23 protein-coding genes are annotated in these 25,350 nt (G+C 60.3%); 13 read left to right on the top strand and 10 right to left on the bottom strand.

Annotated features, from left to right (window positions below; translation table 11 throughout):
- Window positions 1–69 precede the first annotated feature (69 nt).
- From ACP7CZ_RS11055 to ACP7CZ_RS11040, 4 genes are all read left to right on the top strand, one after another.
- A complete protein-coding gene (locus ACP7CZ_RS11055; RefSeq protein WP_294204611.1) occupies window positions 70–2,019 on the top strand; it encodes a DNA topoisomerase III in 1,950 nt (649 codons plus the stop codon).
- Window positions 2,020–2,148: 129 nt separating this feature from the next.
- A complete protein-coding gene (locus ACP7CZ_RS11050) occupies window positions 2,149–2,589 on the top strand; it encodes a CBS domain-containing protein (RefSeq protein ID WP_034127063.1) in 441 nt (146 codons plus the stop codon).
- 9 nt (window positions 2,590–2,598) lie between these two features.
- Window positions 2,599–3,444 (top strand): NAD-dependent protein deacetylase, encoded by an 846-nt coding sequence (locus tag ACP7CZ_RS11045; protein WP_060764282.1) that lies wholly within the window; start codon window positions 2,599–2,601, stop codon window positions 3,442–3,444.
- A gap of 596 nt (window positions 3,445–4,040) precedes the next feature.
- A complete protein-coding gene (locus tag ACP7CZ_RS11040) occupies window positions 4,041–4,370 on the top strand; it encodes a hypothetical protein (protein ID WP_003190335.1) in 330 nt (109 codons plus the stop codon).
- Window positions 4,371–4,428: 58 nt separating this feature from the next.
- On the opposite strand, the gene ACP7CZ_RS11035 is transcribed toward ACP7CZ_RS11040, so the two are convergent.
- Entirely contained in the window at window positions 4,429–5,331 is a 903-nt protein-coding gene (locus ACP7CZ_RS11035; RefSeq protein WP_198791581.1) for a LysR family transcriptional regulator, read from the bottom strand.
- Window positions 5,332–5,464: 133 nt separating this feature from the next.
- Between ACP7CZ_RS11035 and ACP7CZ_RS11030 the strand changes: the two genes are divergently transcribed.
- The 3 genes from ACP7CZ_RS11030 to ACP7CZ_RS11020 are packed head-to-tail and all read left to right on the top strand — an operon-like array spanning window position 5,465 to window position 8,047.
- Window positions 5,465–6,163, top strand: a complete 699-nt coding sequence (locus ACP7CZ_RS11030) for a CoA transferase subunit A (RefSeq protein ID WP_003190329.1) — start codon at window positions 5,465–5,467, stop codon at window positions 6,161–6,163.
- 31 nt (window positions 6,164–6,194) lie between these two features.
- The gene (locus ACP7CZ_RS11025) at window positions 6,195–6,854 is read left to right on the top strand and encodes a CoA transferase subunit B (RefSeq protein WP_005786928.1); all 660 of its coding nucleotides are present in this window, start codon (window positions 6,195–6,197) and stop codon (window positions 6,852–6,854) included.
- A gap of 11 nt (window positions 6,855–6,865) precedes the next feature.
- Window positions 6,866–8,047, top strand: a complete 1,182-nt coding sequence (locus ACP7CZ_RS11020) for an acetyl-CoA C-acetyltransferase (protein ID WP_003190325.1) — start codon at window positions 6,866–6,868, stop codon at window positions 8,045–8,047.
- A gap of 241 nt (window positions 8,048–8,288) precedes the next feature.
- Here the strand turns inward: ACP7CZ_RS11020 and ACP7CZ_RS11015 are convergent, their stop codons facing one another.
- Complete coding sequence (locus ACP7CZ_RS11015) at window positions 8,289–8,711, bottom strand: PaaI family thioesterase (protein ID WP_197901476.1); 423 nt, start codon at window positions 8,709–8,711, stop codon at window positions 8,289–8,291.
- A 157-nt stretch (window positions 8,712–8,868) separates the two neighbouring features.
- Between ACP7CZ_RS11015 and ACP7CZ_RS11010 the strand changes: the two genes are divergently transcribed.
- The gene (locus ACP7CZ_RS11010) at window positions 8,869–9,663 is read left to right on the top strand and encodes a DUF4349 domain-containing protein (protein ID WP_197901477.1); all 795 of its coding nucleotides are present in this window, start codon (window positions 8,869–8,871) and stop codon (window positions 9,661–9,663) included.
- On the opposite strand, the gene ACP7CZ_RS11005 is transcribed toward ACP7CZ_RS11010, so the two are convergent.
- Window positions 9,664–10,749: a DUF1615 domain-containing protein gene (locus ACP7CZ_RS11005; protein ID WP_060764285.1), complete on the bottom strand. Its 1,086-nt coding sequence runs from the start codon at window positions 10,747–10,749 to the stop codon at window positions 9,664–9,666.
- 273 nt (window positions 10,750–11,022) lie between these two features.
- On the opposite strand from ACP7CZ_RS11005, the gene ACP7CZ_RS11000 reads away from it, so the two are divergent.
- Together ACP7CZ_RS11000 and ACP7CZ_RS10995 are read left to right on the top strand one after the other, a co-directional pair.
- Window positions 11,023–15,762 (top strand): RHS repeat-associated core domain-containing protein, encoded by a 4,740-nt coding sequence (locus tag ACP7CZ_RS11000; RefSeq protein ID WP_294363321.1) that lies wholly within the window; start codon window positions 11,023–11,025, stop codon window positions 15,760–15,762.
- Between the two features lies 1 nt (window position 15,763).
- Window positions 15,764–16,177 carry a hypothetical protein gene (locus ACP7CZ_RS10995; protein ID WP_034125790.1) on the top strand — a complete coding sequence of 138 codons (414 nt, stop codon included), beginning with the start codon at window positions 15,764–15,766 and terminating at the stop codon, window positions 16,175–16,177.
- Between the two features lie 59 nt (window positions 16,178–16,236).
- Here ACP7CZ_RS10995 and hemB read toward each other — a convergent pair whose 3' ends face one another.
- From hemB to ACP7CZ_RS10980, 3 genes are all read right to left on the bottom strand, one after another.
- Window positions 16,237–17,211 (bottom strand): porphobilinogen synthase, encoded by a 975-nt coding sequence (gene hemB, locus ACP7CZ_RS10990; protein ID WP_016977356.1) that lies wholly within the window; start codon window positions 17,209–17,211, stop codon window positions 16,237–16,239.
- Window positions 17,212–17,327: 116 nt separating this feature from the next.
- The gene (locus ACP7CZ_RS10985; protein WP_054898813.1) at window positions 17,328–18,170 is read right to left on the bottom strand and encodes a PhzF family phenazine biosynthesis protein; all 843 of its coding nucleotides are present in this window, start codon (window positions 18,168–18,170) and stop codon (window positions 17,328–17,330) included.
- 3 nt (window positions 18,171–18,173) lie between these two features.
- Window positions 18,174–18,872, bottom strand: a complete 699-nt coding sequence (locus ACP7CZ_RS10980; RefSeq protein WP_034135269.1) for a glutathione S-transferase N-terminal domain-containing protein — start codon at window positions 18,870–18,872, stop codon at window positions 18,174–18,176.
- A 251-nt stretch (window positions 18,873–19,123) separates the two neighbouring features.
- Here ACP7CZ_RS10980 and ACP7CZ_RS10975 point away from each other — a divergent pair, with 251 nt between their 5' ends.
- A complete protein-coding gene (locus ACP7CZ_RS10975) occupies window positions 19,124–19,825 on the top strand; it encodes a hypothetical protein (protein WP_019817513.1) in 702 nt (233 codons plus the stop codon).
- Window positions 19,826–19,883: 58 nt separating this feature from the next.
- Entirely contained in the window at window positions 19,884–20,939 is a 1,056-nt protein-coding gene (locus ACP7CZ_RS10970) for a permease (protein ID WP_032903692.1), read from the top strand.
- Window positions 20,940–21,048: 109 nt separating this feature from the next.
- Here the strand turns inward: ACP7CZ_RS10970 and mnmH are convergent, their stop codons facing one another.
- The 4 genes from mnmH to ACP7CZ_RS10950 all read right to left on the bottom strand — a co-directional run bounded on the left by mnmH (window position 21,049) and on the right by ACP7CZ_RS10950 (window position 24,312).
- Complete coding sequence (mnmH, locus tag ACP7CZ_RS10965; RefSeq protein ID WP_198791579.1) at window positions 21,049–22,152, bottom strand: tRNA 2-selenouridine(34) synthase MnmH; 1,104 nt, start codon at window positions 22,150–22,152, stop codon at window positions 21,049–21,051.
- Window positions 22,152–23,186 (bottom strand): selenide, water dikinase SelD, encoded by a 1,035-nt coding sequence (selD, locus tag ACP7CZ_RS10960; protein ID WP_020302053.1) that lies wholly within the window; start codon window positions 23,184–23,186, stop codon window positions 22,152–22,154. Before selD ends, mnmH begins: the two co-directional genes overlap by 1 nt.
- A gap of 93 nt (window positions 23,187–23,279) precedes the next feature.
- Complete coding sequence (locus ACP7CZ_RS10955) at window positions 23,280–24,029, bottom strand: TerC family protein (protein WP_014717958.1); 750 nt, start codon at window positions 24,027–24,029, stop codon at window positions 23,280–23,282.
- A 31-nt stretch (window positions 24,030–24,060) separates the two neighbouring features.
- Window positions 24,061–24,312 (bottom strand): hypothetical protein, encoded by a 252-nt coding sequence (locus ACP7CZ_RS10950; protein WP_054898810.1) that lies wholly within the window; start codon window positions 24,310–24,312, stop codon window positions 24,061–24,063.
- A gap of 134 nt (window positions 24,313–24,446) precedes the next feature.
- Here ACP7CZ_RS10950 and nhaR point away from each other — a divergent pair, with 134 nt between their 5' ends.
- Window positions 24,447–25,349: a transcriptional activator NhaR gene (gene nhaR / locus ACP7CZ_RS10945; RefSeq protein WP_034125797.1), complete on the top strand. Its 903-nt coding sequence runs from the start codon at window positions 24,447–24,449 to the stop codon at window positions 25,347–25,349.
- Window position 25,350: the final 1 nt, after the last annotated feature.

The raw sequence follows: 25,350 nt of genomic DNA, 5'->3' as shown, positions 1-25,350 counted from the left end.
GATAATGGTTGCTCAAACCCCTTCAAATAAGCATCCTGCAAGGCATCAACCCGATCTGATGTGATGACCATGCGGCTGTACCTCTGTGAAAAACCCTCCCAGGCCAAGGATATCGCGGCCGTGCTCGGCGCCAGCCGCCGTGGCGATGGGTGCTGGCTGGGTAATGGAGTCACGGTCACCTGGTGCATCGGCCACCTGCTGGAAACCGCCCCGCCCGACGCCTACGACGCCAAATACAAACGCTGGGTGCTGGCAGACCTGCCGATGGTCCCGGATAAATGGAAGATGCTGGTCAAGCCCAAGACCGCCAGCCAATACAAGGCCGTCAAGCGCTTGCTGGGGGAAGCCCAGGAACTGGTGATCGCCACCGACGCCGACCGTGAAGGCGAGATGATCGCCCGTGAACTGGTGGAACACTGCCGCTACCGCGGGCCGATCCAGCGGTTGTGGCTGTCGGCACTTGACGACGCCTCCATTCGCAAGGCCTTGGCGGCGCTCAAACCCGGTGCAGAAACCTTCAGCCTGTATCACTCGGCCCTGGGGCGCTCGCGCGCCGACTGGCTGATAGGTATGAACATGAGCCGCCTGTTTACCCTGCTGGGGCGCCAATCCGGTTACCAGGGCGTACTCCCGGTAGGCCGGGTGCAAACCCCGACCCTGCGCCTGGTGGTGGACCGTGATCGCAGCATTGCCGACTTCGTGCCGGTGGCCTACTGGGCCATTGATGTCGACCTGCGCCACGAGCACATGACCTTCACCGCCCAATGGCGCGCCCCTGAGGATGCCTGTGACGACCAGGGCCGTTGCCTCAACCCGCAACTGGCGCGGGACACCGCCGACGCCATGCTCAACGCCGCCACGGCGCGGCTGGTGAAGCTGCGTACCGAGCGCATGCGCGAAGTGGCGCCCCTGCCCTTCGACCTCGGCACCTTGCAGGAGATCTGTTCGAAGAAGCTCGGCCTGGGTGCCCAGGAAACCCTGGATATCGCCCAATCCCTGTACGAAACCCACAAGGCCATCACCTACCCGCGCAGCGATTGCGGCTACCTGCCATTGAGCCAGCACAGTGAAGCGCCGAAGATCCTTGCGGCGCTGGGCCGTGCGGACACGGCGGTCAACGAGCTGATGTCGCACATCGACCCTCGGCGCCGTTCGCGGGCCTGGAACGACGCGAAAGTCAGCGCCCACCACGGCATCATCCCCACCGGAGCCGGCAAGGAGGTCAGCCAACTGACCGGCAAGCACCGTGCGGTCTATACGCTGATTCGTGCGCGCTACCTGGCGCAGTTCCTGCCCAACCATGAATACGACCGCACCCAGGCCGATTTCGACTGTGCCGGCCAAGCGTTGCGCGCGGTGGGCAAAGTCATTATTGAACCGGGCTGGAAACGCGCCTTGCCCGAAGCGCTGGCACCCGCCAAAGGTCGCGAAGCGCCTGCGCCCCAAGCTTTGCCGACGCTGGTGCAGGGCCACGACTATGCCGTGGCCAAGGTCAACCTCAAAGACCTGTGGACCCAGCCGCCCAAGCCCTTTACCGAAGGCGACCTGATCAAGGCCATGAAAAACGTCGCCAAGCTGGTGGAGGACCCGTTGCTCAAGCAAAAACTCAAGGACACCACTGGCATCGGCACCGAGGCCACCCGCGCCGGGATCATCCAGGGCTTGCTGGATCGCGGTTATCTGGTGAAAAACGGCAAGGCCCTGTCGGCAACCCCGGCCGCGTTCAGCCTGATCGACGCGGTGCCCCGCGCCATCGCCGACCCCGGCACCACCGCCATCTGGGAACAGGCACTGGACATGGTGCAAAGCGGCGAAATGAGCCTGGAGGAATTCGTCGCCAAGCAAGCGGCTTGGATGAGCAAGCAGGTGGCACGCTGTAACGGCATGCGCATGACTATCACTGGCCCCGCCAGCCCGGCTGGCCGAGGTGCGACGCCGTGGAAAAAGAAGCGCAAGGCCGCCCCACGTAAAGCTGGCACCAACCCCAAGCGCGGAAAAAAGCCGGCAAATGCGGGATAAATACCAAAAAAGACTGGCACATGACGTTTTTCGACAGGTTTAACGCCGCATTGGCCCTTGCTCCGGCGGGTTCGGTCTAGGATTCTGTAGGGGATCTGGACTACCAACAACAACACCGGAGTGGCCGCCATGAAGACCGTTGCACAACTGCTGAAAGCCAAGGACCAGAAAAACCAGGATGTCCACACGATCAAATGGGACCACACCGTATTTGAAGCGCTGGTGCGGATGTCGGAGAAAAACGTCGGTGCCTTGCCAGTGGTCAGGGATGACGTGGTGGTCGGCATCATCAGTGAACGGGATTACGCACGTAAAATCATGCTCAAGGGCCTCTCGTCAGTTACCACCAAGGTCCATGAGGTGATGAGCTCGCCGGTGATCACTGTGGATACTCACAAGAGTGTCGAGGAATGCATGAACATCATGACCGACAGTCACCTGCGCCACCTGCCGGTGGTCGAAGACGGCAAACTGCTGGGCCTGCTGTCTATCGGTGACCTGGTCAAGGAAGCAATTGCCGAACAAGCGGCCTTGATCCAGCAACTGGAACAGTACATCCGCGGCGAATAGGGGGAACCCATGCTCGACACGCTGGACCATCAGGAAGACCACCTCGATACTCTGCACCGGGCCATGTCCGGCCGGCGTTTCCTGGTGCTGACCGGCGCAGGGATAAGTACATCTTCGGGTATTCCGGATTACCGGGACGGGGAAGGTGTACGCCGGGGCAAGCCACCGATGATGTACCAGGAGTTCCTCGCCACTCCCGAGGCGCGGCGCCGCTACTGGGCGCGGGCGATGCTGGGGTGGCCACGGGTGCGCATTGCCCAGCCGAACAAGGCCCACCTGGCGCTCGCGACGCTGCAGCACCGTGGCCATATCAGCGGGCTGATCACGCAGAACGTCGACACCCTGCATGACCAGGCCGGCAGCCAGGATGTGATCGAGCTCCATGGCAGCTTGCATCGGGTGCTGTGCCTGGATTGCCAACTGCGCAGCGAGCGCGACGTGATCCAGCGGCAGATGGAGGTCGATAACCCGCACATGGCACAGGTTCATGCGGTGCAAGCGCCGGATGGCGACACCTTGCTTGATCCGGCGTTTGAACAGCGCTTCCAGATGCCCCGCTGCCCGCACTGCAATGGCGAACGACTGAAACCGGATGTGGTGTTCTTTGGCGAAAACGTCGTGCCGGCGACGGCGCTCAAAGCAATGACGGCGGTAGAGCATGCCGAAGGGCTGTTGGTGGTGGGGTCGTCGCTGATGGCCTATTCGGCGTTTCGCCTGTGCAAGGCTATGGTTGAACAGGGTAAGCCGGTGATTGCCATCAACCTGGGCAAGACTCGGGGGGATGAGTTGTTGCAGGTGAAGATCCAGGCGTCTTGCGAGCAACTGTTACCCTTATTGACCGAGAGATTGAGATAGCGACACATCAACATGTGGGAGCTGGCTTGCCTGCGATAGCAGTGTGTCAGGCATACATGTACCCACTGACGCACCGCCATCGCAGGCAAGCCAGCTCCCACAGGGTTCGGCGTAAATCCGCCACCAAAATCCCGCGACCCACCGCACAGAAAATGACGCCCAAGTCACGTTTTCGCGTATTCCCCCGTCCCCACGGCAATTTATGTAGTGAGCAAAAATAATCACTACATAACCGTTGACGTAACCTTTTTGTCCTTGCATGATCTAGACGTCTCCCGGATCGGGAGCGTTGGTAACAAGCGTTTTGAACAGGCTCGTCTGACCGCCGAGCTGTTTTTCCGGATGTGCACTGCCCACAAGGCAGATCGATGAAGCTGACCGGCCCCGGAAGGGACAGGTACAAGGCGCTCAAACGCGGCTTGTCTTCGCAATCAGAGCATTGCGTAGCAGTTCATCAGAAAGACTACATGCATCAGCTTCAAGACCCTGCCCGTATTCGGCAGCCCGTCGCTGACGCCCGGTTTTAGTGACCGGAGACAACTTACTGGTATTAACGAATCAACTGATAGATCGCCAACTGGTCAAGGGGCTTACACATGAATTTGAACAACCAACCAACTATCGATGAATTGGCTGAGATGTTCGCAGCGCAGAAAGACACACTCGACGACCATATCCTGTGGATTGGCAAATCGGGCGAAGTGCAAATTGACTGCCTGGCGCCCCATACCGAAGAAGCCGAGTTTGACCGTAACAACCGTGAGCTGGCGGCGCGCCTGAAGATGTACCGCCGTGGCCAGGGTTATGTCGGCAAGAAGGCCGCCGCTGATCGCAACTTTATCGAGCAAGTGTTCGACACACTTAACAATGCCTGGGCGTCTTTCAAAGACAGCTCGCAAGTTAAAGTGATCGACCGTTACTACTAGGTAGTACTCAATCAATGTGGGAGTTGGCTTGCCAGCTCCCACATTTGTATTTACTGATTTAAAAAGTTGGAAACCTGCCCTTCCCCGCCTCATCCCGAAAGATATCAAACAACACCTGCGCCGCCGCCGACAGTTCATGCCCCGGCTTGGTCAGCACCCCAATCGGTCGCTCGATCACCGGGCCAGTCAAGGTAATGCAATGGGCTCCCGCCTCCTCCATCTGCCTGGCGCATAACGCTGGCACTGCACTAACCCCCAAACCGCTGGCAACCATCTTGCCCACCGTCGCCAGTTGATGGCTTTCCAAGGCAACGGGCAGTTTCATCTGCAAGGCACCGAGGTGTTCTTCCAGCATCACTCGCACAGTGGAAGGCCGCTGCAGGGTGATGAACGGCTGCTCCAACAAGGCTTTCCAGTCGATTTCAGCACGCTGTGCCAAGGGTGAATCCCCCGGGACCACGGCGACAAAGCGATCCAGATACAACGGCGTGAACACCAATGACGAACCATCGGACGGCTCGAACGCCACCCCCAGCTCCACCTGACGGTCGCGCACCATCTCCAGCACCTGTTCATTGATCAGGTCATGCACCGTCACGTTCACCTGAGGGTAACGGGCGCGGAATATCTTCAGGATCGGCGGCAACAGGTTCCCCGCGAACGAGGGCATGGCGGCCACCGTGACGCGGCCACGTTGCAAGGTAAAACGCTGGCGCAGTTCGTCTTCGGCGTTGTCCCAATCGGCAATCAACCGGCGGGCCAGGGGCAGCAGGGACTCGCCTTCAGGGGTCAGCGCGACGTTACGGGTATTACGGCTGAACAGGCGCCCGCCCAAGCCTTCTTCCAAGCCCTTGATGGTCAAGCTCAACGCCGATTGAGAGAGGTGCAAACGCTCGCAGGCCGCGGCAAAACTCAGGCTTTGCGCGACGGCGAGAAAGGCACGCATCTGTTTAACGGTCATGACGCAGCTCCGGACGACGATTGGACTATGCTGTTTTCTAAATCAATCAACCTTAAAAAACAACTTAACAAATCAATCCGCTGGCGCAACACTCGACTTACTGGCTGGACCACAAACAATAAAAGAGGTGCATATGGCAGGTTTCGATAAACGCGTGGCGTCCTATGAAGAAGCGCTGGCAGGCCTGGAAGACGGCATGACCGTGCTCTCCGGTGGTTTTGGCCTGTGTGGCATTCCGGAAAACCTCATTGCCGAAATCAAGCGCAAAGGTACCCGCGACCTGACGGTGGTCTCCAACAACTGTGGCGTCGATGGCTTCGGCCTGGGTGTGCTGCTGGAACAGAAGCAGATCAGCAAAGTGATCGCTTCCTACGTGGGTGAAAACGCCCTCTTCGAGAAACAACTGCTCAGCGGCGAGATTGAGGTGGTGCTTACCCCTCAAGGCACCCTGGCAGAAAAAATGCGCGCAGGCGGTGCCGGCATCCCGGCCTTCTTTACCGCCACTGGCGTCGGCACCCCCGTTGCCGAAGGCAAGGAAACCCGCGAATTCAAGGGCCGCCCGTATCTGATGGAAGAGTCCATCACCGGCGACTTTGCCATCGTCAAAGGCTGGAAAGCCGACCACTTCGGTAACGTTATCTACCGTCACACCGCCCAGAACTTCAACCCGCTGGCCGCCACCGCCGGCAAGATCACCGTGGTCGAAGTCGAGGAAATCGTCGAACCGGGCGAGCTGGACCCGGCGCAGATCCACACCCCTGGCATCTACGTCGACCGGATCATCTGCGGCACCTTCGAAAAGCGCATTGAACAGCGCACCGTCCGCAAATAATCCCCGTCCAGAACAACAAGAGGAAACAATCATGGCGCTTACCCGCGAACAAATGGCTCAACGCGTTGCCCGCGAGATGCAGGACGGTTACTACGTGAACCTCGGTATTGGCATTCCGACCCTGGTGGCCAACTACATCCCCGACGGCATGGAAGTGATGCTGCAATCGGAAAACGGCCTGCTTGGCATGGGCCCGTTCCCAACCGAAGAAACCATCGACGCCGACATGATCAACGCCGGCAAGCAGACCGTCACCGCACGCATCGGCGCCTCGATCTTCTCTTCCGCCGAGTCGTTCGCGATGATTCGCGGTGGGCATGTCGACCTCACCGTACTGGGCGCATTCGAAGTGGACGTACAGGGCAACATCGCTTCGTGGATGATCCCCGGCAAGCTGGTCAAGGGCATGGGCGGTGCCATGGACCTGGTGGCCGGCGCAGAAAACATCATTGTGATCATGACTCACGCATCCAAAGACGGTGAGTCCAAGTTGCTCAGCCAATGCAGCCTCCCGCTGACCGGTGCCAACTGCATCAAGCGTGTGCTCACGGACCTGGCGTACCTGGAAATCGAAAATGGCGCTTTTGTCCTCAAGGAACGCGCACCTGGCGTCAGCGTTGAAGAGATTGTGAGCAAGACCGCCGGTAAACTGATCGTCCCGGACCACGTTCCAGAAATGCACTTCCAGTGAGGACAGATTCCATGCAAGACGTCGTGATTGTTGCTGCCACCCGCACCGCCGTGGGCAGCTTCCAAGGTTCGCTGGCGAACATTCCGGCCCCGGAACTGGGCGCCGCCGTGATCCGTCGCCTGCTGGAGCAGACCGGCCTGGACCCGGCGCAAGTGGATGAGGTGATCCTCGGCCAGGTGCTCACCGCAGGCAGCGGCCAGAACCCGGCGCGCCAGGCTTCGATCCTTGCCGGCCTGCCCCATGCCGTGCCGAGCCTGACTCTGAACAAGGTCTGCGGTTCGGGCCTCAAGGCCCTGCACCTGGGCGCCCAGGCCATTCGTTGCGGCGACGCCGAGGTGATCATTGCCGGTGGCATGGAGAACATGAGCCTGGCCCCGTACGTACTGCCTGCCGCACGCACCGGGTTGCGCATGGGCCACGCGAAGATGATCGACAGCATGATCACCGACGGCCTGTGGGATGCGTTCAACGATTACCACATGGGCATCACCGCCGAGAACCTGGTGGACAAGTACGGCATCAGCCGCGAAGCCCAGGACGCCTTTGCCGCCGCCTCCCAGCAAAAAGCTGCCGCCGCTATCGAAGCCGGACGCTTTGCCGATGAGATCACACCGATCCTGATTCCCCAGCGCAAAGGCGACCCGGTGGCCTTCGCCGTGGACGAACAACCCCGCGCCGGCACCACCGCCGAATCCCTGGCCAAGCTCAAGCCTGCGTTCAAGAAAGACGGCAGCGTCACCGCCGGCAACGCCTCCAGCCTGAACGACGGCGCTGCGGCCGTGCTGCTGATGAGCGCCGACAAAGCCAAGGCACTCGGCCTGCCCGTACTGGCGCGTATCGCCAGCTACGCCAACGCGGGCGTCGACCCGGCCATCATGGGCATCGGCCCGGTCTCGGCCACCCGCCGCTGCCTGGACAAGGCCGGCTGGCAGCTTGCGGACCTGGACCTGATCGAGGCCAACGAAGCCTTCGCCGCGCAATCACTGGCGGTGGGCAAAGAGCTGGAGTGGGACGCGCAGAAGGTCAACGTCAACGGCGGCGCCATCGCCATCGGCCACCCGATCGGTGCTTCAGGCTGCCGCGTACTGGTGACCCTGCTGCACGAAATGATCAAGCGCGATGCCAAGAAAGGTTTGGCAACGCTGTGCATCGGCGGCGGCCAAGGTGTCGCCCTGGCGCTCGAACGCAACTGAATCGGATCGCTATTGTGGCGAGGGAGCTTGCTCCCGTTGGGCTGCGTAGCAGCCCCACGCCAATAGAGCAACATAGAAAAGGCCTGGCTCCACGAAAAGCCAGGCCTTTTCTTTTATCGATCCCCCTGAATGAACTCGATCAAAATGTGGGAGCTGGCTTGCCTGCGATAGCGGTCTATCAGTCAGACCATTGCTAACTGACACACCGCTATCGCAGGCAAGCCAGCTCCCACATTTGATCTCACTGCCTGTCAGCTTGCGGCACCGCGAACACCGCACTCGCCCGCAGCACCACCCGCTCCCCCACCTGCAAACTCAACGTGGCGAACGCCATCTGCCGTCCGCGCTTGTGGCTTTCCAGACGCACCACCATCCACTCCCCTACCTGCACGGCGCCCAGGTAATCCACTGTCATGCTGGCGGTAATCAACGGCAACGGCGGCTCACTGGAAAACGCCATGGCGTACCCCATGCCGATATCGGCCAGCGTCGCCAGCACCCCGCCATGTACCGTACCGCGCCCATTGGCGTGACGATGATCGGCGCGCAAGCCGACTTCCAATTGCAAACCTTCGCCACGGCAATACGCCGGGCCGAGCAGTTCCAGCAACGGACTGCTGCGCGGCAACGGGACAAAGCCTTGGGGGACAGTCTGAGCGTTCATGGCGGATGCTTCCCTGGGGTGAGGCCTGAGGTGTACGCCAGCCCCGACCCGGCAGCCACCACCATCAGCCGGGCAAATCCCGGGCAATGCTTTGCGTTAATGGGCCAGACCCGCTTTAATCTCGGCCAATTTCTCCTGCACATTTCAAGGAAACGCCATGCGCCACCTGGACGGCAACTCCCACCCGCTTCGCGCGCCGCTGTTGATCTTGCTCGCCGGCCTGGCCTTGGCCGGTTGTTCCCCCACGGACCACTCTCGCGCCACCGTCATCAATGGCGAACAGGGCAAGGCCGGGGCGCAACTGGCCTATGAGCATGAATTGACCCTGGCCCTGCCCGGCGCCCTGCTTGCGCCGCGTATGCAGGCCACTCGTGAGGCGTGTGAAACGGCGCGCTTTGGTGCCTGCAATATCCTGGGCATTACCGAAGACGGCCAGGGTGGCCAGATCATCCTGCGAATCGCGCCCACGGGTGTGGAGCCGATGGTCGCCCTGGCGGCCGAAGGCGGTAAGCTCGGCCAGCGCATCACCACTGCCGAAGACCTGGCCGATGCCGTGGCGGATGTGCGCCGTCGCCAGGACCGCCTGCAAGCCCAGCAGCAACGCCTCGATGAACTGGCCAAGCGCAAGGACATCACCGTCAGCGACCTGATCGTCCTGAGCAAAGAGCAAGCCGGCATTGAAAACGAGCTGCAGGAACTGGCCCAGGTTGCCGCCGGCCAGCAACGCCGCCTCGACACCAACCGCATGACCTTGGACTTCCGCTCCTCCGACGGCGCCAACCAGGTGTCAAGGTTCACCCGGATGTTCAGCAACCTGGGAGACAACCTGGTGAACGGCACCGCAGACGCCCTGGAACGTGCCAGCTATGTGCTGCCCTTCGTGATCCTGGCGTTCCCGGTGGTGTGGTTGTGGGTGGGCTTGTGGCGCCGGTTCGTCAAGCGCCGCAGTTGATCAACGCTTCATGCAGCGCTGGTAGCGCTCATCCACACGCTTGGCAAACCAGGCCGTGGTCAGGTTGCGGGTGATCTTCGGGCTCTTGAGCACAATACCCGGCAGGATCGCCCGTGGCAGCGGCTTGCCGGCCGCCTGGTCAGCCAAGGCGAAGACGCGCTTGTACAAGGTGGTGTCCTCGAAATCCAACTGCTCGCCCTGCTCCAGTTGGCTGCGGATGCTCGGGTTGCGCATATCCAACTTCGCCCCCAGTGAACGCACCGCCAACTCGGTGGTGCCGGGCAACAATGAGCCATAGCGGATCAAATCCCCATCCAGCGCCAGCTCTTTGCCTGAAACACGGCTGACCGCGGCCTGGAACGCGGCATTGCGGCTGGCGTACCAACCGGCGTTGAAATCGGCAAAGCGGTACAGCGGCTGATCGTAGCTCACCGGGTAACCGAGCAAGTGGGCGATGCCGAAGTACATGCCGCCGCGACGGGTGAACACTTCGCGGCGAATCGTGCCGTCCACCGTGTAGGGATAACCCCGCGCCTGTTTCTGCGCAAAGTCGATACTGACCTGCATGGGGCCAGCAGTGTGTACCGGGTTGAACCCGCCAAACAGCGTATTGCCCAGGGGCACCATGCTGATGAAGTCGTCAAAAATCGCGCTCAGGTCCTTTTCCGTACGGGCGGCATTCAAACGGTCGGCGTAGGTTTTGCCGGTGGGCGAGCGCAGTTGCAAGGCGCTGCGCACCACGAATGCCGGCACGTGCACCTTGCCGGCGCGGCGCAAGATTTCATCCTGGGCGATCTTGCCCATGCCCGGCACTGGCGGGTCGACCTGATAGGTGGACTCCTGCTCGGTCACCGCCAGCACCGCACAGATGTTTTCGGTGCTGGGGTAGATTTTCTGGGTGTCGAACGCGGTGTAGATGTCCTGGGCCCAACCGTTACGGTCCGCAACCTTGGCCGGCAGCAGGCGCACGATCTGCGCCTTCACCTCGGCTTCACTGCGCTCGGGCTGCTGGGGGCCACGGGAAGTTGAGCACCCGGCCAGTACCAGTAAAGGAAAAAGGCAGAGCAGCAGACGCGTTGAATACATGAGGCTTCCTTGGTTAACGACGGGCCGGGCAGTGCTGATATCGACAGGTAAGTCTAACCGGGGTTCGTTGGCATGCCGAACCCAGTGCCTGGCAGTAACTGAAACATCCCACACAACTGCCGGATAAGCTCTACTCCTCACCCCGGCAAACCTCTGCAAAGTCCCTCGCCTGATCAAACAGTGCGAGGGAGTGCAGATGGTTTTTTTCGTGACGCGTGCGGTTGACGGGGCCGCCACTTGAACCCGGCCATTGGCAGGTTGGCGCTGACGCCAATGAACGTGGAAACGGTCGACGTCGAGGGCGTCTTCCGTGACTTTCGCGACTGCTTGAACACCTTTGACGAGTGGGCCAAAAGCTTTTGGAGCTTCTCCGCGCTGGACGTCGAACAGGTGTTCAAGGTCGGGGATGACGTCGCGCTGGTTGCCCCGGTCAATCGCTCCCTGTTTCCCAGCAGCACCGTCGCCACCTGCCAGGCCACGGGTACCTTGACCCTGGTGCATATGTTCCAGAGCACGAGGTTCGTACCCATCGGCAACACCCCGGTGATCGTGCAACGCGTTGATCCAAACGGCGGCCCGCTGGGCGAGCCCCTCCATAAGACCATCGGCCCCAGTGGCATCCTCGAAGTCACCGAGTGCGATCGCAACCAGCAATACCGGGTGAGTTTCTACCCCAACGTTTCCCAGGATCACCTCAAGGCGCTGTATACGTCCTACCACTCAGTGATCACAGCGTTGGAAGCCCGGCTACGCGAAGAGTGGACCGACACCTTCCAGGCCCAATGGAAAAACTACACAGACGCCCGCCCGCTTGAGCGGCGCCGCCTGCTGGAAGCGGCTTTTGCCAGTGGGTTGGGCAAGGCGCTTTACGGCCTGTGGGACAACATTGGCGAGCTGTCTGCGCTGCTGGCGGACCTCAAGCCCAACAGCGAAAAGCTACTGAAATACCTTTCGCAAACTGAGTTCGACGAACTGCTGACCCTGGGCAGTGATGCGATAGCCCAGGGCTTGTTGGTGCTCAGTGACGAGCCGCTGCTGTTTATCTACCTGTCGGCTCTGGTCAGCTGGATGCGCATGCTCCCGCCGCCGGAGATGGCGGAACTGTGGGGTGAAATTACCGGTGAGGTGCTGATCAATCTGCTGTTGATTCGCGTCTTGGGTGCGATGGGCGTGGTGGTGCGATTGGGGGCTCGTGTGCTCAGTCACGTTAAATCCGGGCGGGCGCGGGCGTTGTTGGAATTGCTGGCCAAGCAGGTGACGGGGCCTCGGCTGAAAACCCATGTGGAGGCCGCCAAGCCGGTGTTGCTGAGCAGTGCGGCGACGCCGGTCAAGGCGGTGCCAGTGGTGCCGTTGAAGGCAGGCGACACGCTGGTTTCGAACCCGGTGTCGATGGTGCGCGGCAAGACCCAGCGCACCACGTTGGTTCGTCAGGAGCCTGTCGATGATGTGCCGGCTGTGGCGTCGAACCCGAAGGGGGATGCGGCGGCGCCAGCGGATAAAACCGTCACCCACGGTTGCCCGGTGTCGATGGTCACCGGCGAGGAATTGCTGACCCTTACCGACGGCGCGCTGGATGGGATCTTGCCGTTTGAGTGGACGCGGTTGTACCGCACCAGTGCGGTGGAAGTCGAGTGTGGGTTGGGGTTTGGCTGGAGTCATGGGCTGGCTCATCGGCTGGTGGTGTCGGGCGATTCGGTGGTGTGGACCGACCATGAGAACCGCTCGACTACCCTGCCCTTGCCCACCGTTTCTCGGCCGGCGATCACCAATAGCCTGGCCGAAGCGGCGATCTATTTGGGAGCCTCGCCTGATGAACTGGTGCTGGCCCAAGCCTCGCGTTTCTACCACTTCCGCGACGGTGTGCTGACAACCATCAGCGATGCGTATGACAACCGGCTGCGCCTTTGCCGGGATCGTTCTGGGCGGATTGAACGGCTGGATAACGGCGCGGGGCGCTCGTTGCTGTTGCGTTATGAGCTGGATCGCATTGTCGCGGTGGACTACCAGGTGCATCGCGCCAAAGGGCGTGAGCCCTACGTTTGGGAAACCGAGCAGAACATCGTTTCCTACGCCTATGACGAAGCTGGCCGACTGGTGTGTGCGACCAATGCCGTCGGTGAAAGCGAGCGTTATCGGTACGACGATCATCACGTCATTGTCGAGCGGCAGTTGGCCGGAGGCGCGAGTTTCTATTGGGAATGGGAACACGCGGGCAAGGCGGCGCGCTGCGTGCGGCATTGGGCGAGTTTTTCGCAGATGGACACGCGTTATGCCTGGGGCGATGACGGGCGCGTCACCGTGCATAACGCCGATGGTAGCCAGGAAGTGTATGTCCATGACCAGCGGGCGCGGCTGGTGCAGAGGATTGATCCGGACGGCGCCACGCACTTTAAATCCTACGACGACCAGGGCCGGCTGACCGTCGAGCAAGACCCGATGGGTGCAGTGACGGCCTATCAGTACGACGACGCCGGACGTTTGGTGGCGTTGTTTCCCGGTGAGGATGAGCCGACTTCCTACGAACATGACAACGGTTTTGTACGAGTTGTCAGGCGTGGGGAGGCGGTCTGGAAGTACGAGCGTAATGACCAGGGCGATGTTACGCGCAAGACCGATCCCGATGGTGAGGTTACGGACTACAGCTACAACAAGCACGGACAACTGACTGGAGTTTGGTACCCGGATCACAGTTGCCATCGACTGGTGTGGAACGAACGTGGGCAACTGCTGGAGGAGCAATTGCCCAATGGCGGGATCAAGCGTTATCGCTATGACGATCTGGGTCGACAGGTTGCCCGTGAGGATGAGCATGGCGCACTAATCCAGTATCAGTGGGACGCCGCAGGACGCTTGCTGAAACTGACCCAGCCAGGCGGTGGTTGTAGGGAATTCAGCTACAACCCCTACGGCAAAATCATCGCCGAACGCGACGAGCTCGGCCACGTCACCCGCTACGAATACGCCGATGGCCTGCACCTGATCAGCCGCCGTCTCAACGCCGACGGCACCCAGGTCAAGTACCGCTACGACAACGCTCGGCTATTGCTCACCGAGATCGAAAACGAAGCCGGCGAAACCTACCAACTCGACTACCACCCCAACGGCCTGATCCGCCAGGAAACCGGCTTCGACGGCCAGCGCACCGCCTACGCCTACGACCTCAACGGCAACCTGCAGGAAAAAACTGAATACGGCGACGATGGCAGTCAGCTAGTCACCCGCTACGAGCGCGACCACGTCGGTCGCCTCGTCCGAAAAATCCTGCCCGATGCCAGCGTTGTCGACTATGCCTACGACCGCCAGGGCAACCTCCTCAGCGTCGAGGACGGCCACTGGGCGCTGGCCTACGAATACGACCGCCAAAACCGCCTCACCGCCGAACACCAGGGCTGGGGCACTCTGCGCTACGGCTACGACGCTTGCGGCCAGCTGAAAAACCTGTGCCTGCCGGACAATAACCGCGTCACCTTCACCCACGATAAAGGCGGCCACCTCGCTACCGTCGAACTCAACGGTGAAGTGCTCACCTCACATCTGTTCAAGAGCGGCCGCGAGCATCAGCGCCAGCAAGGCCAAGTGCTCAGCCACTACCACTACGACGACCAACACCGCCTGCACGCCCACGCGGTAACGCAGCAACAAAACCACCTCTACCAACGCCAATACGACTACGACAAAAGCGGCAACCTCACCCGCCTGCTCGACACCCGCAAAGGCGAACACCTTTACCGCTACGACCCGCTTAATCGCCTGACCCGCGCCGACCACTCCCAGGACGTACAGGAACGCTTCGCCCACAACCCGGCCGGCAACCTGCTGATGCAAGACCGCCCCGGCCCGGACATCGTCGCGGCGAATCGTCTAATGATCCAGGGCGACCGCCACTACGACTACGACGCCTTTGGCAACTTGATTCGTGAGCGGCGCGGCAAGGGCCAGCAACTCATCACCGAATACCGCTACGACTGCCAGCATCGGTTAATCAGCATCACAAAGCCGAACGGCGAAACCGCCAGCTATCGCTATGACCCATTTGGACGCCGCATCAGCAAAACCGTGGACGACAAAACCACCGAGTTTTTCTGGCAAGGCGACAAGCTGATAGCCGAACACCATGCAGAGCGCCATCGCAGCTATCTCTACGAACCCGACAGCTTCCGCCCATTGGCCCTGTTGGAAGGTTTCGGCCCAAAAGAAACCAAGCCCTACCACTACCAACTCGACCACCTCGGCACCCCGCAGGAACTGACCAGCCCCGAAGGCGAAATCGTCTGGTCCGCCCACTACCGCGCCTTCGGCCAGATCGCCCGGCTCGACGTGGGCAAAATCGACAACCCACTGCGGTTTCAAGGGCAGTATTTCGATGCGGAAAGCGGACTGCACTACAACCGCCATCGCTACTACAATCCGGATATTGGTCGTTACCTGACACCGGACCCGGTGAAGTTGGCGGGTGGGATCAATGGGTACCGGTATGTGCCCAATCCGACAGGTTGGGTAGACCCGCTGGGACTGAACAGATGCCCAGGTACGGTAGGATGCGAACCATCCTTAGGCGCTGAAGATCCTTCAACTCCAGCATCAAGTAAGAAATCAGAACCCAACGTTCCGACTCCTCATAATGACGAAGAGTATCTTTTTCGCGGAGACAAAACCCCTCCAAACGAGGTATTCAAAAATGGCTTTAAAAGCAAAGGCGATAGCGAAGATTTGTACCTACACGCAATTGACAGTAATGACCCTCCCAGCAATTTCATAAGCACATCGCCATCACGGGCAGTCGGGATCACTTTTGCTACCAGCTACGGAGATAAAAAAGGCTATTTGTACACACTTAAGAGTATTGAGGGGCATGATATAAATACAGAACTAGGCAAGCAGGCGCCCTACCCTAAAGAGCTAGAATTCGCTATCCATAACAAAATCGACCCAGAGGATATATTAGGCGCCACCCCAGTAAAATCTGATGGAACTTACGTTGGATATTCCATACCAAACCCCAACAGGAAATAAAATGAAAACCAAAAATATAAAGGTGATAATCAAAAACGAGCACAAGGAGGTCACCGTCAAATATGACCCAAGGAAGCTCATCATGACATTTTCAGAGGCCGATAACTTTAAAAAAGTTTATGAAGGGCATGACCTATATATATGCCTCGCAAAAATCAGAGCAGACTTCCCGCATATAACTTTTTTATGCAAAGGGGCAAAAATAAATGTTAAACCTTCAAGAATGGCTTCTCAGATGAGCGCGGGGCTCGTCGCATACGAAATGACTTTAGGTCAGCAAGCTACCAACGACGACATAGTCCATTTGTTTGACTACGAAGAGGAGAACCTAACAAACGACCCACAGGAACAAATTGATTTCTTCAGGAAATGGTTGGTGTCACTAGGTGCGCAAGATTACGAAAAATTCAACTAAGTTATGAGTGCCCCTCCCCCTGTGATTAGCCAGCTCACCACAGGGGAGAAACGATATCCTTAAATCCCCGCCAACGCCAAATCCATCGCAAAATACGTAAATATCAAATCCGCCCCCGCCCGCTTGATCGACCCCAACGTCTCGCGCACCACTCGATCCTCATCAATCGCCCCTGCCTGTGCGCCGAACTTGATCATCGCGTACTCACCGCTCACCTGGTACGCCGCCACCGGCAGGCGCGAGGCTTCGCGGATGTCGCGGATGATGTCGAGGTAGGCACCGGCAGGCTTGACCATCAGCGCGTCGGCGCCTTCCTGTTCGTCCAGCAGCGATTCGCGCACGGCTTCGCGGCGGTTCATCGGGTTCATCTGGTAGCTTTTGCGGTCGCCCTTGAGCGCGCTACCGCCGGCTTCTCGGAAGGGGCCGTAGAGGGCCGAGGCGAATTTGGTGGAGTAGGCCATGATCGGGATGTGGGTGAAGCCGGCGTCATCCAGGGCGCGGCGGATGGCCTGGACCTGGCCGTCCATCGCCGCTGACGGGGCGATCACGTCGGCGCCGGCGCGGGCGGCGGCCACGGCTTGCTTGCCGAGGTTGACCAGGGTCGCGTCGTTGTCGACATGGGCACCGTGCATCACGCCGCAGTGGCCGTGGTCGGTGTATTCGCAGAAGCAGGTGTCGGACATCACGATCATTTCCGGCACGGCGTCCTTGATGATCGAGGACATGCGCGAAACCAGGCCGCGTTCTTTCCACGTGTCGCTGCCGCTGGCGTCGAGGTGGTGGGACACACCGAAGGTCATCACCGACTTGATGCCAGCGCGGGCGTAACGCTCGATCTCACCGGCGAGTTTTTTCTCAGGAATGCGCAACACACCCGGCATGCTGGTGATGGGCACGAAGTCGTCGATTTCTTCTTCGACGAAAATCGGCAGTACCAGGTCGTTGAGGGTGAACTCACTTTCCTGGAACAGGCCACGCAGTTCCGGGGAGCGGCGCAGGCGACGTGGACGGGCTTGGGGGAACTGGCTGGTCATGGCAATCCTGAAAAATGGCTGAACACTTTGGGGCGAAAGCTTATGCCCCCAAGTCCCGGCAACACAAATGCCGAGGGGCCAATAGTGTATTGCCGGGTGCGTAACAATTCATTGATCTACAGCTGTAGACGCCCTTCGATGCACAACGCTACGGCGCCGCCCACCCAGATTTCATCGCCCTGGCGCTCGATATGAATACGCCCCGCTCGCCCGATCGCCGTGCCTTGGCTGACCACGTAACGGCTGGGCGCCAGGCCCTCGGCGAGCAGCCACTGGGCCACGCCGGCATTCAAGCTGCCGGTGGCCGGGTCTTCGGCGGCGCCATCGCCAGCGACAAAAGCGCGCACTTCAAATTGCGCGTCCACCGCATCACGCGTCGGATCACAGGGAGCGATCACCCCTACGGCCAGACCCAGCAGTTGCGCATAGTCCGGTTGCAACGCAAGCACCGCGTCACGATCAGCCAGCATCACCGCCAGCCAACCCGCACCATTGTCGACCCACTGGCTGCGCACAATCGCCTCGGGCGCCAGCTTCAAAGCCAGGCGCACGCGCTCCAGCAACGGCGCCTCCACGGGCCCTGCACGCAACAATGGCGGCGCGATAAACGCCAGTTGGTCACCCTGGCGACGAATACGCACCAAGCCGATTTCGCACTCCTGGATAATCTCCTCCCCACGTGGCACGCCGCCAGCCTGCAACCAGGCGTGGCAACTGCCCAAGGTTGGATGCCCGGCGAACGGCAGCTCTTTGAGGGTGGTGAAGATTCTTACCCGATAGTCAGCACGTGGGTCGCGCGGCGTCAGTAAAAACGTGGTTTCGCTGAGGTTGGTCCAATTGGCAAAGTCCGCCATCTGCTGGTCGGTGAAGCTATCGGCCCCCAGCACCACGGCCAAGGGGTTGCCTTTGAGCGGTACGCTGCTGAATACGTCCAGTTGTTGAAAATCGAAAGTCGGCATGCATCAGCTCGGAATGTTCAGGCCACGGATCACCGCAGGACGTGCGACAAAGCCGTCCAACGCGCGCAGTACGTTAGGGAAATCGGTGATGCCTACCAGGTCACCGGACTCGTAGAACCCGATCAGGTTGCGAACCCACGGAAAGATGGCAATGTCGGCGATGCTGTACTCGTCGCCCATGATCCAGGTGCGGCCCAGCAGGCGCTTTTCCAGCACGCCCAGCAAGCGCCGCGATTCGGCGGCGTAGCGATCACGCGGGCGCTTGTCCTCATACGCCTTGCCGGCGAATTTGTTGAAGAACCCCAGTTGACCAAACATCGGGCCAATGCCGCCCATCTGGAACATCAACCATTGCAGGGTTTCATAGCGTGTGGCCGGGTCTTCGGAGAGCAACTGGCTAGTCTTTTCCGCCAGGTAAATGAGGATCGCGCCGGATTCGAACAACGCCAACGGCTGCCCGCTCGGGCCGTTGGGGTCGATGATCGCAGGGATCTTGTTGTTGGGGTTCAGGGACAGGAACTCGGGAGACAACTGGTCCTGGGTGTCGAAGCTGACCTTGTGCGCCTCATAAGGCAGGCCCAGTTCTTCGAGCATGATCGACACCTTGACGCCATTGGGCGTAGGCAACGAATACAACTGCAAGCGTTCCGGGTGCTGGGCGGGCCATTTGCTGTTGATCGGGAAAGCGGCGAGTGCGTTCATCGAGAACCCCCTGGTCGGAAAGTCCCCATGATAGTCATCTGCCTGCCATCGTGCATGGGTCATCGTTGCGCAACATTTGCCAGCTAGTATCCCGCGTGGGCGAACCAAAGCGCCCGAATGCACTCTTAAGAGCGCCCGAACAATGAATGGAGGCTGCTTGCTATATCGACAGGGAACACCGCAGGACGCTGATGCGTCACTGGGGCCGGGCTTGTCCGCCTTAACCCGACGCACGAAGACTCGAACCTATCATGAAGATCAAGCCTCTGCGCCTTGTGCCACGACTCAAACGTTATTCCTACATGGTATTGCCGCTGCTGCTGGTCAGCGCTGCCATCGTCACCGCCCTGGACGCCCGTGAAAGCCGTGCGCAACCGGTCGATGGCGTACAAACCCTGGTATTCCTGCGCCACGGCGAAAAACCGGCCGGAGGCCTGGGCCAACTCAATTGCCAGGGCCTGAACCGCGCCATGAACCTGGCGACTCTGTTGCCGGAAAAGTTCGGCAAAGCCAACTATGTGTTCGCTGCCAACCCGACGCGTAACGTCGAGGAAGGCGAACTGGATAACTCCTACAGCTACATTCGCCCACTGATCACCATCAGCCCCAGCGCGATCAAGCTCGGCCTGCCGGTGAACATCGAGTTCTCAGCGAATGACACCAGTGCCCTGGCCGAAGAACTGGTCGAGGACAAGTACCGCAACGCGACCATCTACACGGCCTGGTCCCATGGTTACTTGCCGGAACTGATCAACAAAGTCGCCAGCGAAGCCGCCGGCGAAAAACACACCATTACCGATGATTGGTCTGGAAATGACTACGACTCCCTGTACGTGCTGACATTGACCTGGCACAACGGCAAGGCTTCGCTGCTCAGCCGCAACTACAAGCAAGGGCTGAATAACGGCGGGGAAAACTGCCCGGACCCGACCCAGGTCAGCGCAGATATCTGAAGCTTGGGCCGCAGGGGCGTATGATGCCGGGCTATCGACTCACCTGCGGATCATCTCCATGTCCAACCTCGCTTCCACCCAGCCCAACCGCGGCTGGGCATTCTGGTGCAAACCTGCGCTGTTTCTCCTGGTGGCCTGCATCGGCCTCTACTATGTGAAGTGGTCGCCCTACTACCTAAAGGCGTTTGTAGCGGCCGACAACCACAGCATTGGCGCCTCGATTCTCAATGACCAGCAAAGCTCGCCTCTGGCGGCGGCGCTGGCCTATGCCCAGGTGTATTTCCTGGCCATCTGGAAAGCCGCCGTACTGGCAGTGATCCTCGGTTCATTGCTGCAGGTATTGATCCCCCGCGACTGGCTGCTGCGCCTGTTTGGCCGCGCCGGGCTGGGCTCGACCCTGCGCGGTGGGCTGTTCGCCCTGCCGGGGATGATGTGCAGTTGCTGCGCGGCCCCGGTGGCGGCGGGCATGCGCCGCCAGCAGGTGTCGGTCGGCGCGGCGCTGGCGTTCTGGATTGCCAACCCGGTATTGAACCCGGCGACATTGGTGTTCATGGGCTTTGTGCTGGGCTGGGGTTTCACCGCGCTGCGGCTGGTGGCGGGGATTGTGCTGGTGGTGGGCGTGTCCCTGGTGGCACAGCGCATTGCGCGCCCGGACCAGGTGCCGGAAGCAGCACTTGAAGCCGTTGCCGACGTCAGCACAGTGGAGTCGCAACCGTTCCTGAGCCGCTGGTTACGCACGCTGTGGCAGCTGTTCTGGAGCACTATCCCGGTGTATATCCTGGCGGTGCTGATCCTCGGCGCGGCACGGGTTTGGCTGTTCCCTCATGTGGACGGGGCGATGGCCGACAGCCTGGTGTGGCTGGTGCCGCTGGCGATTGTGGGCACGCTGTTTGTGATTCCGACAGCGGCAGAGATTCCCATCGTACAAACCATGATGGCCCTGGGCATGGGCACCGGCCCGGCCGTTGCCTTGCTGATGACCCTGCCGAGCGTGAGCCTGCCGTCGCTGTTGATGCTGCGCAAGGATTTCGATGCGCGGGTGCTGGTGACGGTGGCCGGCTTGACCATGCTGGTGGGGGTGGTGTGTGGGTTGATTGGAGCGGTAATTCTTTAGATTTCAAGTGGGGCTGATGGCCTCATCGCAGGCAAGCCAGCTCCCACCTTTGTATGTATTCACACTTCAAAAGGTGGGAGCTGGCTTGCCTGCGATGGCGTCCGAAAGGTCACCCCACCCGAGCTGCTCGCTCGCGCAAATACTCCACCACCGCACCCTGCTCCCCGGCAAACTCGATACGCGCGCCCTTGCTCTCGCGCTGGAACGCATACATCGGGTCGTAATACTCACGCAGCAAGCCTTCAATCCATACCCGATGCAACTCCACTGCGCCGCTGCGTGCCTGTTCGGCCAGGGCCTCCTGCAACACCGCCTGCAACCGTTGGAAACGCTCGCCGCCCAGGCGCTTGTGAATATTGGCCAGGCTCTGAGTCAGGCGCTCGGCAAATAATCGCTGGCCGGTTTCCCCAAACACCTCAATGAACTCGGCGCACAGGTCCACCACGTAATCCTTCAGGATGCGCTCGACACGGCCCTCGACGCTGTCTTCCAGCCACACCATAGGAAACGTCTGCATGCCCTTGTGCAATGGCAGCGGCAGCGCACAGCTGCCGATCATGCGGCTCTCGTCCTCGACCACAAACTGCTCGATACCACCTGCGCGCTTCTTCAGCAAATCCACCGCCAGGCGATTTTCGAAGTCGATATTGGTGGGTTGCGCCGTGGCGCGCTTGCCGAAACTGGAACCGCGATGGTTGGCGTGCCCTTCCAAATCCAGGGCATTGCGCAGTTGGCCGAGCACTTCGGTCTTGCCGGTGCCGGTCATGCCGCCCAGCAGTACGAAATCACACTGGGCAGTCGCCTGCTCCAGGGTTTCCAGCAGGAAGGTACGCATGGCCTTGTAGCCACCGCCGACGCGGGGGTATTCGATGCCCGCTTCGGTTTTCAACCATTGCTGCACGATCTGCGAACGCAGGCCGCCCCGAAAGCAGTACAGATAGCCATTGGGGTTAGCCTGGGCAAACTGCGCCCACTGTTCGATGCGCTCGGCCTTGATTGCCCCCGACACCAGTTCATGCCCCAGCACGATCGCCGCTTGCTGGCCTTGCTGCTTGTAACAGGTGCCGACTCGCTGGCGCTCATCGTCGGTCATCAGCGGCAGGTTGATCACCCCGGGGAACGCGCCCTTGGTGAATTCGACCGGCGCGCGGGTATCCATCATCGGCCGGTCGTTGAGGAAAATGTCGCGGTAATCGGTGATGTCCGTCGCCATCAAATCACCTCAACCGCGTTGGTCTGTCGCTCCAGCAGTTCACCGATAGGCTCAAGGGCCAAGCCCAGCTCGGCAGCCACGGCGTGGAACTCGGCATCACCTTCTGGGGTAACGGCGATCAGCAGGCCACCGCTGGTCTGGGGGTCGCACAGCACGCGCTTGTGCAGCTCCTGCACACGCCCCAGCTTGCTGGCGTAGCTCTCGAAGTTGCGCAAGGTGCCACCCGGCACGCAGCCCTGGTCCAGGTAATACTCCACCCCCGGCAGGCGCGGAACCTTTGCATAGTCGATACGGGCCGTCAGGCCACTGCCATCGGCCATTTCCACCAGGTGGCCAAGCAGGCCGAAACCAGTGACATCGGTCATGGCCGTCACACCGGCCAACTTGCCGAAACGGCTGCCCGGCTTGTTGAGTGTGCACATCCAGTCACGCGCCAGGCCGATATCCGCCTCGCGCAGCTTGCCCTTCTTCTCGGCGGTGGTGAGGATGCCGATGCCCAGGGGCTTGGTCAGGTACAGGCGGCAACCGGCGGTAGCCGTGTCGTTACGCTTCATATGGCGCTTTTGCACGATGCCGGTCACGGCCAGGCCGAAGATCGGCTCCGGCGCGTCGATGGAATGCCCGCCCGCAAGCGGAATGCCAGCTGCGTCGCACACCGCCCGACCGCCGCGAATCACTTCGCGGGCAATCTCCGGCGCGAGCACATTGACCGGCCAGCCGAGAATGGCGATGGCCATCAAGGGATCGCCGCCCATGGCGTAGATATCGCTTATGGCATTGGTGGCGGCGATGCGGCCGAAGTCGAATGGGTCGTCGACAATCGGCATGAAAAAGTCCGTGGTGGACACCACGCCGCGCTCGTCGTCGATGGCGTATACCGCCGCATCGTCGCGGGAGGCATTGCCCACCCACAGGTTGGGGTCGAGGTTCTGTGCACCGCTGCCCGCAAGGATCACTTCCAGGACCTGGGGCGAAATCTTGCAACCGCAACCCGCACCGTGGCTGTACTGGGTAAGGCGAATCGGCTCGTTCATGGGGGACCTCAAGCTATCAAGTGGGCCGATTCTAGCAGACAGCAAAAGGCCGGCTGGGCTCTTGTGAGCACAGCCGGCCTGTTTGTTCAGCGGTTACTGGCGTGCAGCGAGCAAACGTGCGTGCCGGTTACGCCGGGCGATGTTCAAGCATTCGATCGCAGCCGAGAACGCCATGGCCGCATACACGTAGCCTTTTGGTACGTGGGCGCCGAAGCCTTCGGCGATCAGCGTCATGCCGATCATGATCAAGAAGCCCAGGGCCAGCATCACCACGGTCGGGTTGTCGTTGATGAACTTGGCCAACGGCTCAGCGGCCACCAGCATCACGATCACCGAGACCACCACGGCAATGATCATGATCGGCAAGTGCTCGGTCATACCCACGGCGGTGATGATGCTGTCGATGGAGAACACCAGGTCGAGCATCAGGATCTGGCCGATGGCGGCGGCAAAACCGATGGTCACGGTGTTGCTGACGGTTGCCTTCTCTTCAGGCTCCGGGTCCATGCTGTGATGGATCTCGGTGGTCGCCTTCCACACCAGAAACAGGCCGCCGGCGATCAGGATCATGTCCTTCCACGAAAACGCCTGGCCGAAAACTTCGAACACCGGTGTTGTCAATTGCACGATGAATGCGATGGTGCTCAACAGGCCCAGGCGCAATATCAACGCCATGCTGATACCAATGCGCCGCGCCTTGGCCCGGTGCTTCTCCGGCAGTTTGTTGGTGAGGATCGAGATAAAGATCAGGTTATCGATGCCCAGCACGATTTCCATGACGATCAAGGTCGCCAGTGCGACCCAGGCGGTGGGGCTGGCGGCCAGTTGTAGAAGGTAATCCATAAGTCAGTCCTGACGTGGTAGTGCTGGGGAATTAGGTTTCTTTGGTGTCGGATTCAGCAGCGTTTTCGGCGTCTTTTTCCTGCTTCTCAGGGCTGATCAAGCCCTGGGTTGCTTCACTCAATGCCTGCTCGGCGGCCTTGTGGGTCTCGTCGATGGCCTGCTTGGCCGACTCGGTGGCTTTGCCCAGCACCTGTTGCGCGCTTTTCTCGACTTGATCACAGCCGCTGACCACTATCAATGAAAGCGCAAGCAACGACGCCGCGCCCAGGGAATTGAGTTTCATGATGTATTCCTCGTTAGAACCATTGGGTCCAAGTAGTGGCCCCTCGATAGCGAGGCATTCTATGCAGGCGAACAGTTCAGGAAAATTCGTATTTTTCTCGCGTATACTTCGATTTTTACGAAGTGTAGGCCGTGATGCTCAATTATCGACAACTGCATTACTTCTGGGTGGTGGCCAAGACCGGTAGCATCGTGCGCGCCTGTGAGCAATTGAACCTCACGCCGCAGACCATCAGCGGGCAGATCAGCCTGTTGGAGCAGACCTTCGGTATTGCCCTGTTTCAGCGGGTCGGGCGCCAGCTTGAACTGACCGAAGCCGGGCGCCAGGCGCTGCCCTACGCCGAGCAGATGTTCCAGACCGGCAATGAACTGGAGGCGATGCTGCGCGCCCAGCCTGACGAGCAGCAGATCCCGTTCCGCGTTGGGGTGGCGGATGTGGTGCCCAAATCCATCGTGTACCGGCTGATCGCGCCGACCATGGAGTTGAGCGAACCGATCCGCATCACCTGCCGTGAAGACAAACTCGAACGTTTACTGGCCGACCTGGCGATCCAGCGCCTGGACTTGGTGATTTCCGACAGCCCCATGCCCACGCACTTGGACATCAAGGGCTACAGCCAGAAACTGGGAGAATGCGGCATCAGTTTTTTCGCCACCCAGGCGTTGGCTGACCAGCATGGGGGGGATTTCCCACAGTGTTTGCAAGGCGCACCGCTGTTGATTCCGGGGGCAGAGACCGTGGTACGCAGCCGTTTGCAGCGCTGGTTCGCCGAACAGCAGATTCAACCCCGCATCATCGGCGAGTTCGACGACAGCGCCTTGATGCAGGCCTTCGGGCAATCCGGCAGTGGGATTTTTATCGCGCCCAGCGTGATCGCCGACGAGGTGGTGCGCCAATACGGCGTGGCGCTGATTGGCCAGACCGATGCAGTGACCGAGTCGTTTTATGCGATCTCAGTGGAGCGCAAGGTCAAGCACCCCGGCATTGTGGCCATTACCGAGGGTGCCCGGCGGGAGTTGTTTACCGCCCTGCCCTGAT

Source organism: Pseudomonas sp. DWP2-2, assembly GCF_049897065.1.
Lineage (GTDB): Bacteria > Pseudomonadota > Gammaproteobacteria > Pseudomonadales > Pseudomonadaceae > Aquipseudomonas > Aquipseudomonas paracarnis.
Note: the sequence above shows the minus strand (reverse complement) of the source record. Positions and strands in the feature narration are given on the sequence as shown.

Coding starts and splice junctions, on each gene's coding strand:
- selD (WP_020302053.1), bottom strand. CDS start 23,186: ATGAACGAGCCGATTCGCCTTACCCAGTACAGCCACGGTGCGGGTTGC.
- ACP7CZ_RS11055 (WP_294204611.1), top strand. CDS start 70: ATGCGGCTGTACCTCTGTGAAAAACCCTCCCAGGCCAAGGATATCGCG.
- mnmH (WP_198791579.1), bottom strand. CDS start 22,152: ATGGCGACGGACATCACCGATTACCGCGACATTTTCCTCAACGACCGG.
- ACP7CZ_RS10955 (WP_014717958.1), bottom strand. CDS start 24,029: ATGGATTACCTTCTACAACTGGCCGCCAGCCCCACCGCCTGGGTCGCA.
- ACP7CZ_RS10950 (WP_054898810.1), bottom strand. CDS start 24,312: ATGAAACTCAATTCCCTGGGCGCGGCGTCGTTGCTTGCGCTTTCATTG.
- ACP7CZ_RS10995 (WP_034125790.1), top strand. CDS start 15,764: ATGAAAACCAAAAATATAAAGGTGATAATCAAAAACGAGCACAAGGAG.
- ACP7CZ_RS10980 (WP_034135269.1), bottom strand. CDS start 18,872: ATGAACGCACTCGCCGCTTTCCCGATCAACAGCAAATGGCCCGCCCAG.
- ACP7CZ_RS11050 (WP_034127063.1), top strand. CDS start 2,149: ATGAAGACCGTTGCACAACTGCTGAAAGCCAAGGACCAGAAAAACCAG.
- ACP7CZ_RS11035 (WP_198791581.1), bottom strand. CDS start 5,331: ATGACCGTTAAACAGATGCGTGCCTTTCTCGCCGTCGCGCAAAGCCTG.
- ACP7CZ_RS10975 (WP_019817513.1), top strand. CDS start 19,124: ATGAAGATCAAGCCTCTGCGCCTTGTGCCACGACTCAAACGTTATTCC.
- ACP7CZ_RS11020 (WP_003190325.1), top strand. CDS start 6,866: ATGCAAGACGTCGTGATTGTTGCTGCCACCCGCACCGCCGTGGGCAGC.
- ACP7CZ_RS11010 (WP_197901477.1), top strand. CDS start 8,869: ATGCGCCACCTGGACGGCAACTCCCACCCGCTTCGCGCGCCGCTGTTG.
- ACP7CZ_RS10970 (WP_032903692.1), top strand. CDS start 19,884: ATGTCCAACCTCGCTTCCACCCAGCCCAACCGCGGCTGGGCATTCTGG.
- hemB (WP_016977356.1), bottom strand. CDS start 17,211: ATGACCAGCCAGTTCCCCCAAGCCCGTCCACGTCGCCTGCGCCGCTCC.
- ACP7CZ_RS11045 (WP_060764282.1), top strand. CDS start 2,599: ATGCTCGACACGCTGGACCATCAGGAAGACCACCTCGATACTCTGCAC.
- ACP7CZ_RS11000 (WP_294363321.1), top strand. CDS start 11,023: ATGAACGTGGAAACGGTCGACGTCGAGGGCGTCTTCCGTGACTTTCGC.
- ACP7CZ_RS11015 (WP_197901476.1), bottom strand. CDS start 8,711: ATGAACGCTCAGACTGTCCCCCAAGGCTTTGTCCCGTTGCCGCGCAGC.
- ACP7CZ_RS11040 (WP_003190335.1), top strand. CDS start 4,041: ATGAATTTGAACAACCAACCAACTATCGATGAATTGGCTGAGATGTTC.
- ACP7CZ_RS11030 (WP_003190329.1), top strand. CDS start 5,465: ATGGCAGGTTTCGATAAACGCGTGGCGTCCTATGAAGAAGCGCTGGCA.
- ACP7CZ_RS11005 (WP_060764285.1), bottom strand. CDS start 10,749: ATGTATTCAACGCGTCTGCTGCTCTGCCTTTTTCCTTTACTGGTACTG.
- ACP7CZ_RS10985 (WP_054898813.1), bottom strand. CDS start 18,170: ATGCCGACTTTCGATTTTCAACAACTGGACGTATTCAGCAGCGTACCG.
- ACP7CZ_RS11025 (WP_005786928.1), top strand. CDS start 6,195: ATGGCGCTTACCCGCGAACAAATGGCTCAACGCGTTGCCCGCGAGATG.
- nhaR (WP_034125797.1), top strand. CDS start 24,447: ATGCTCAATTATCGACAACTGCATTACTTCTGGGTGGTGGCCAAGACC.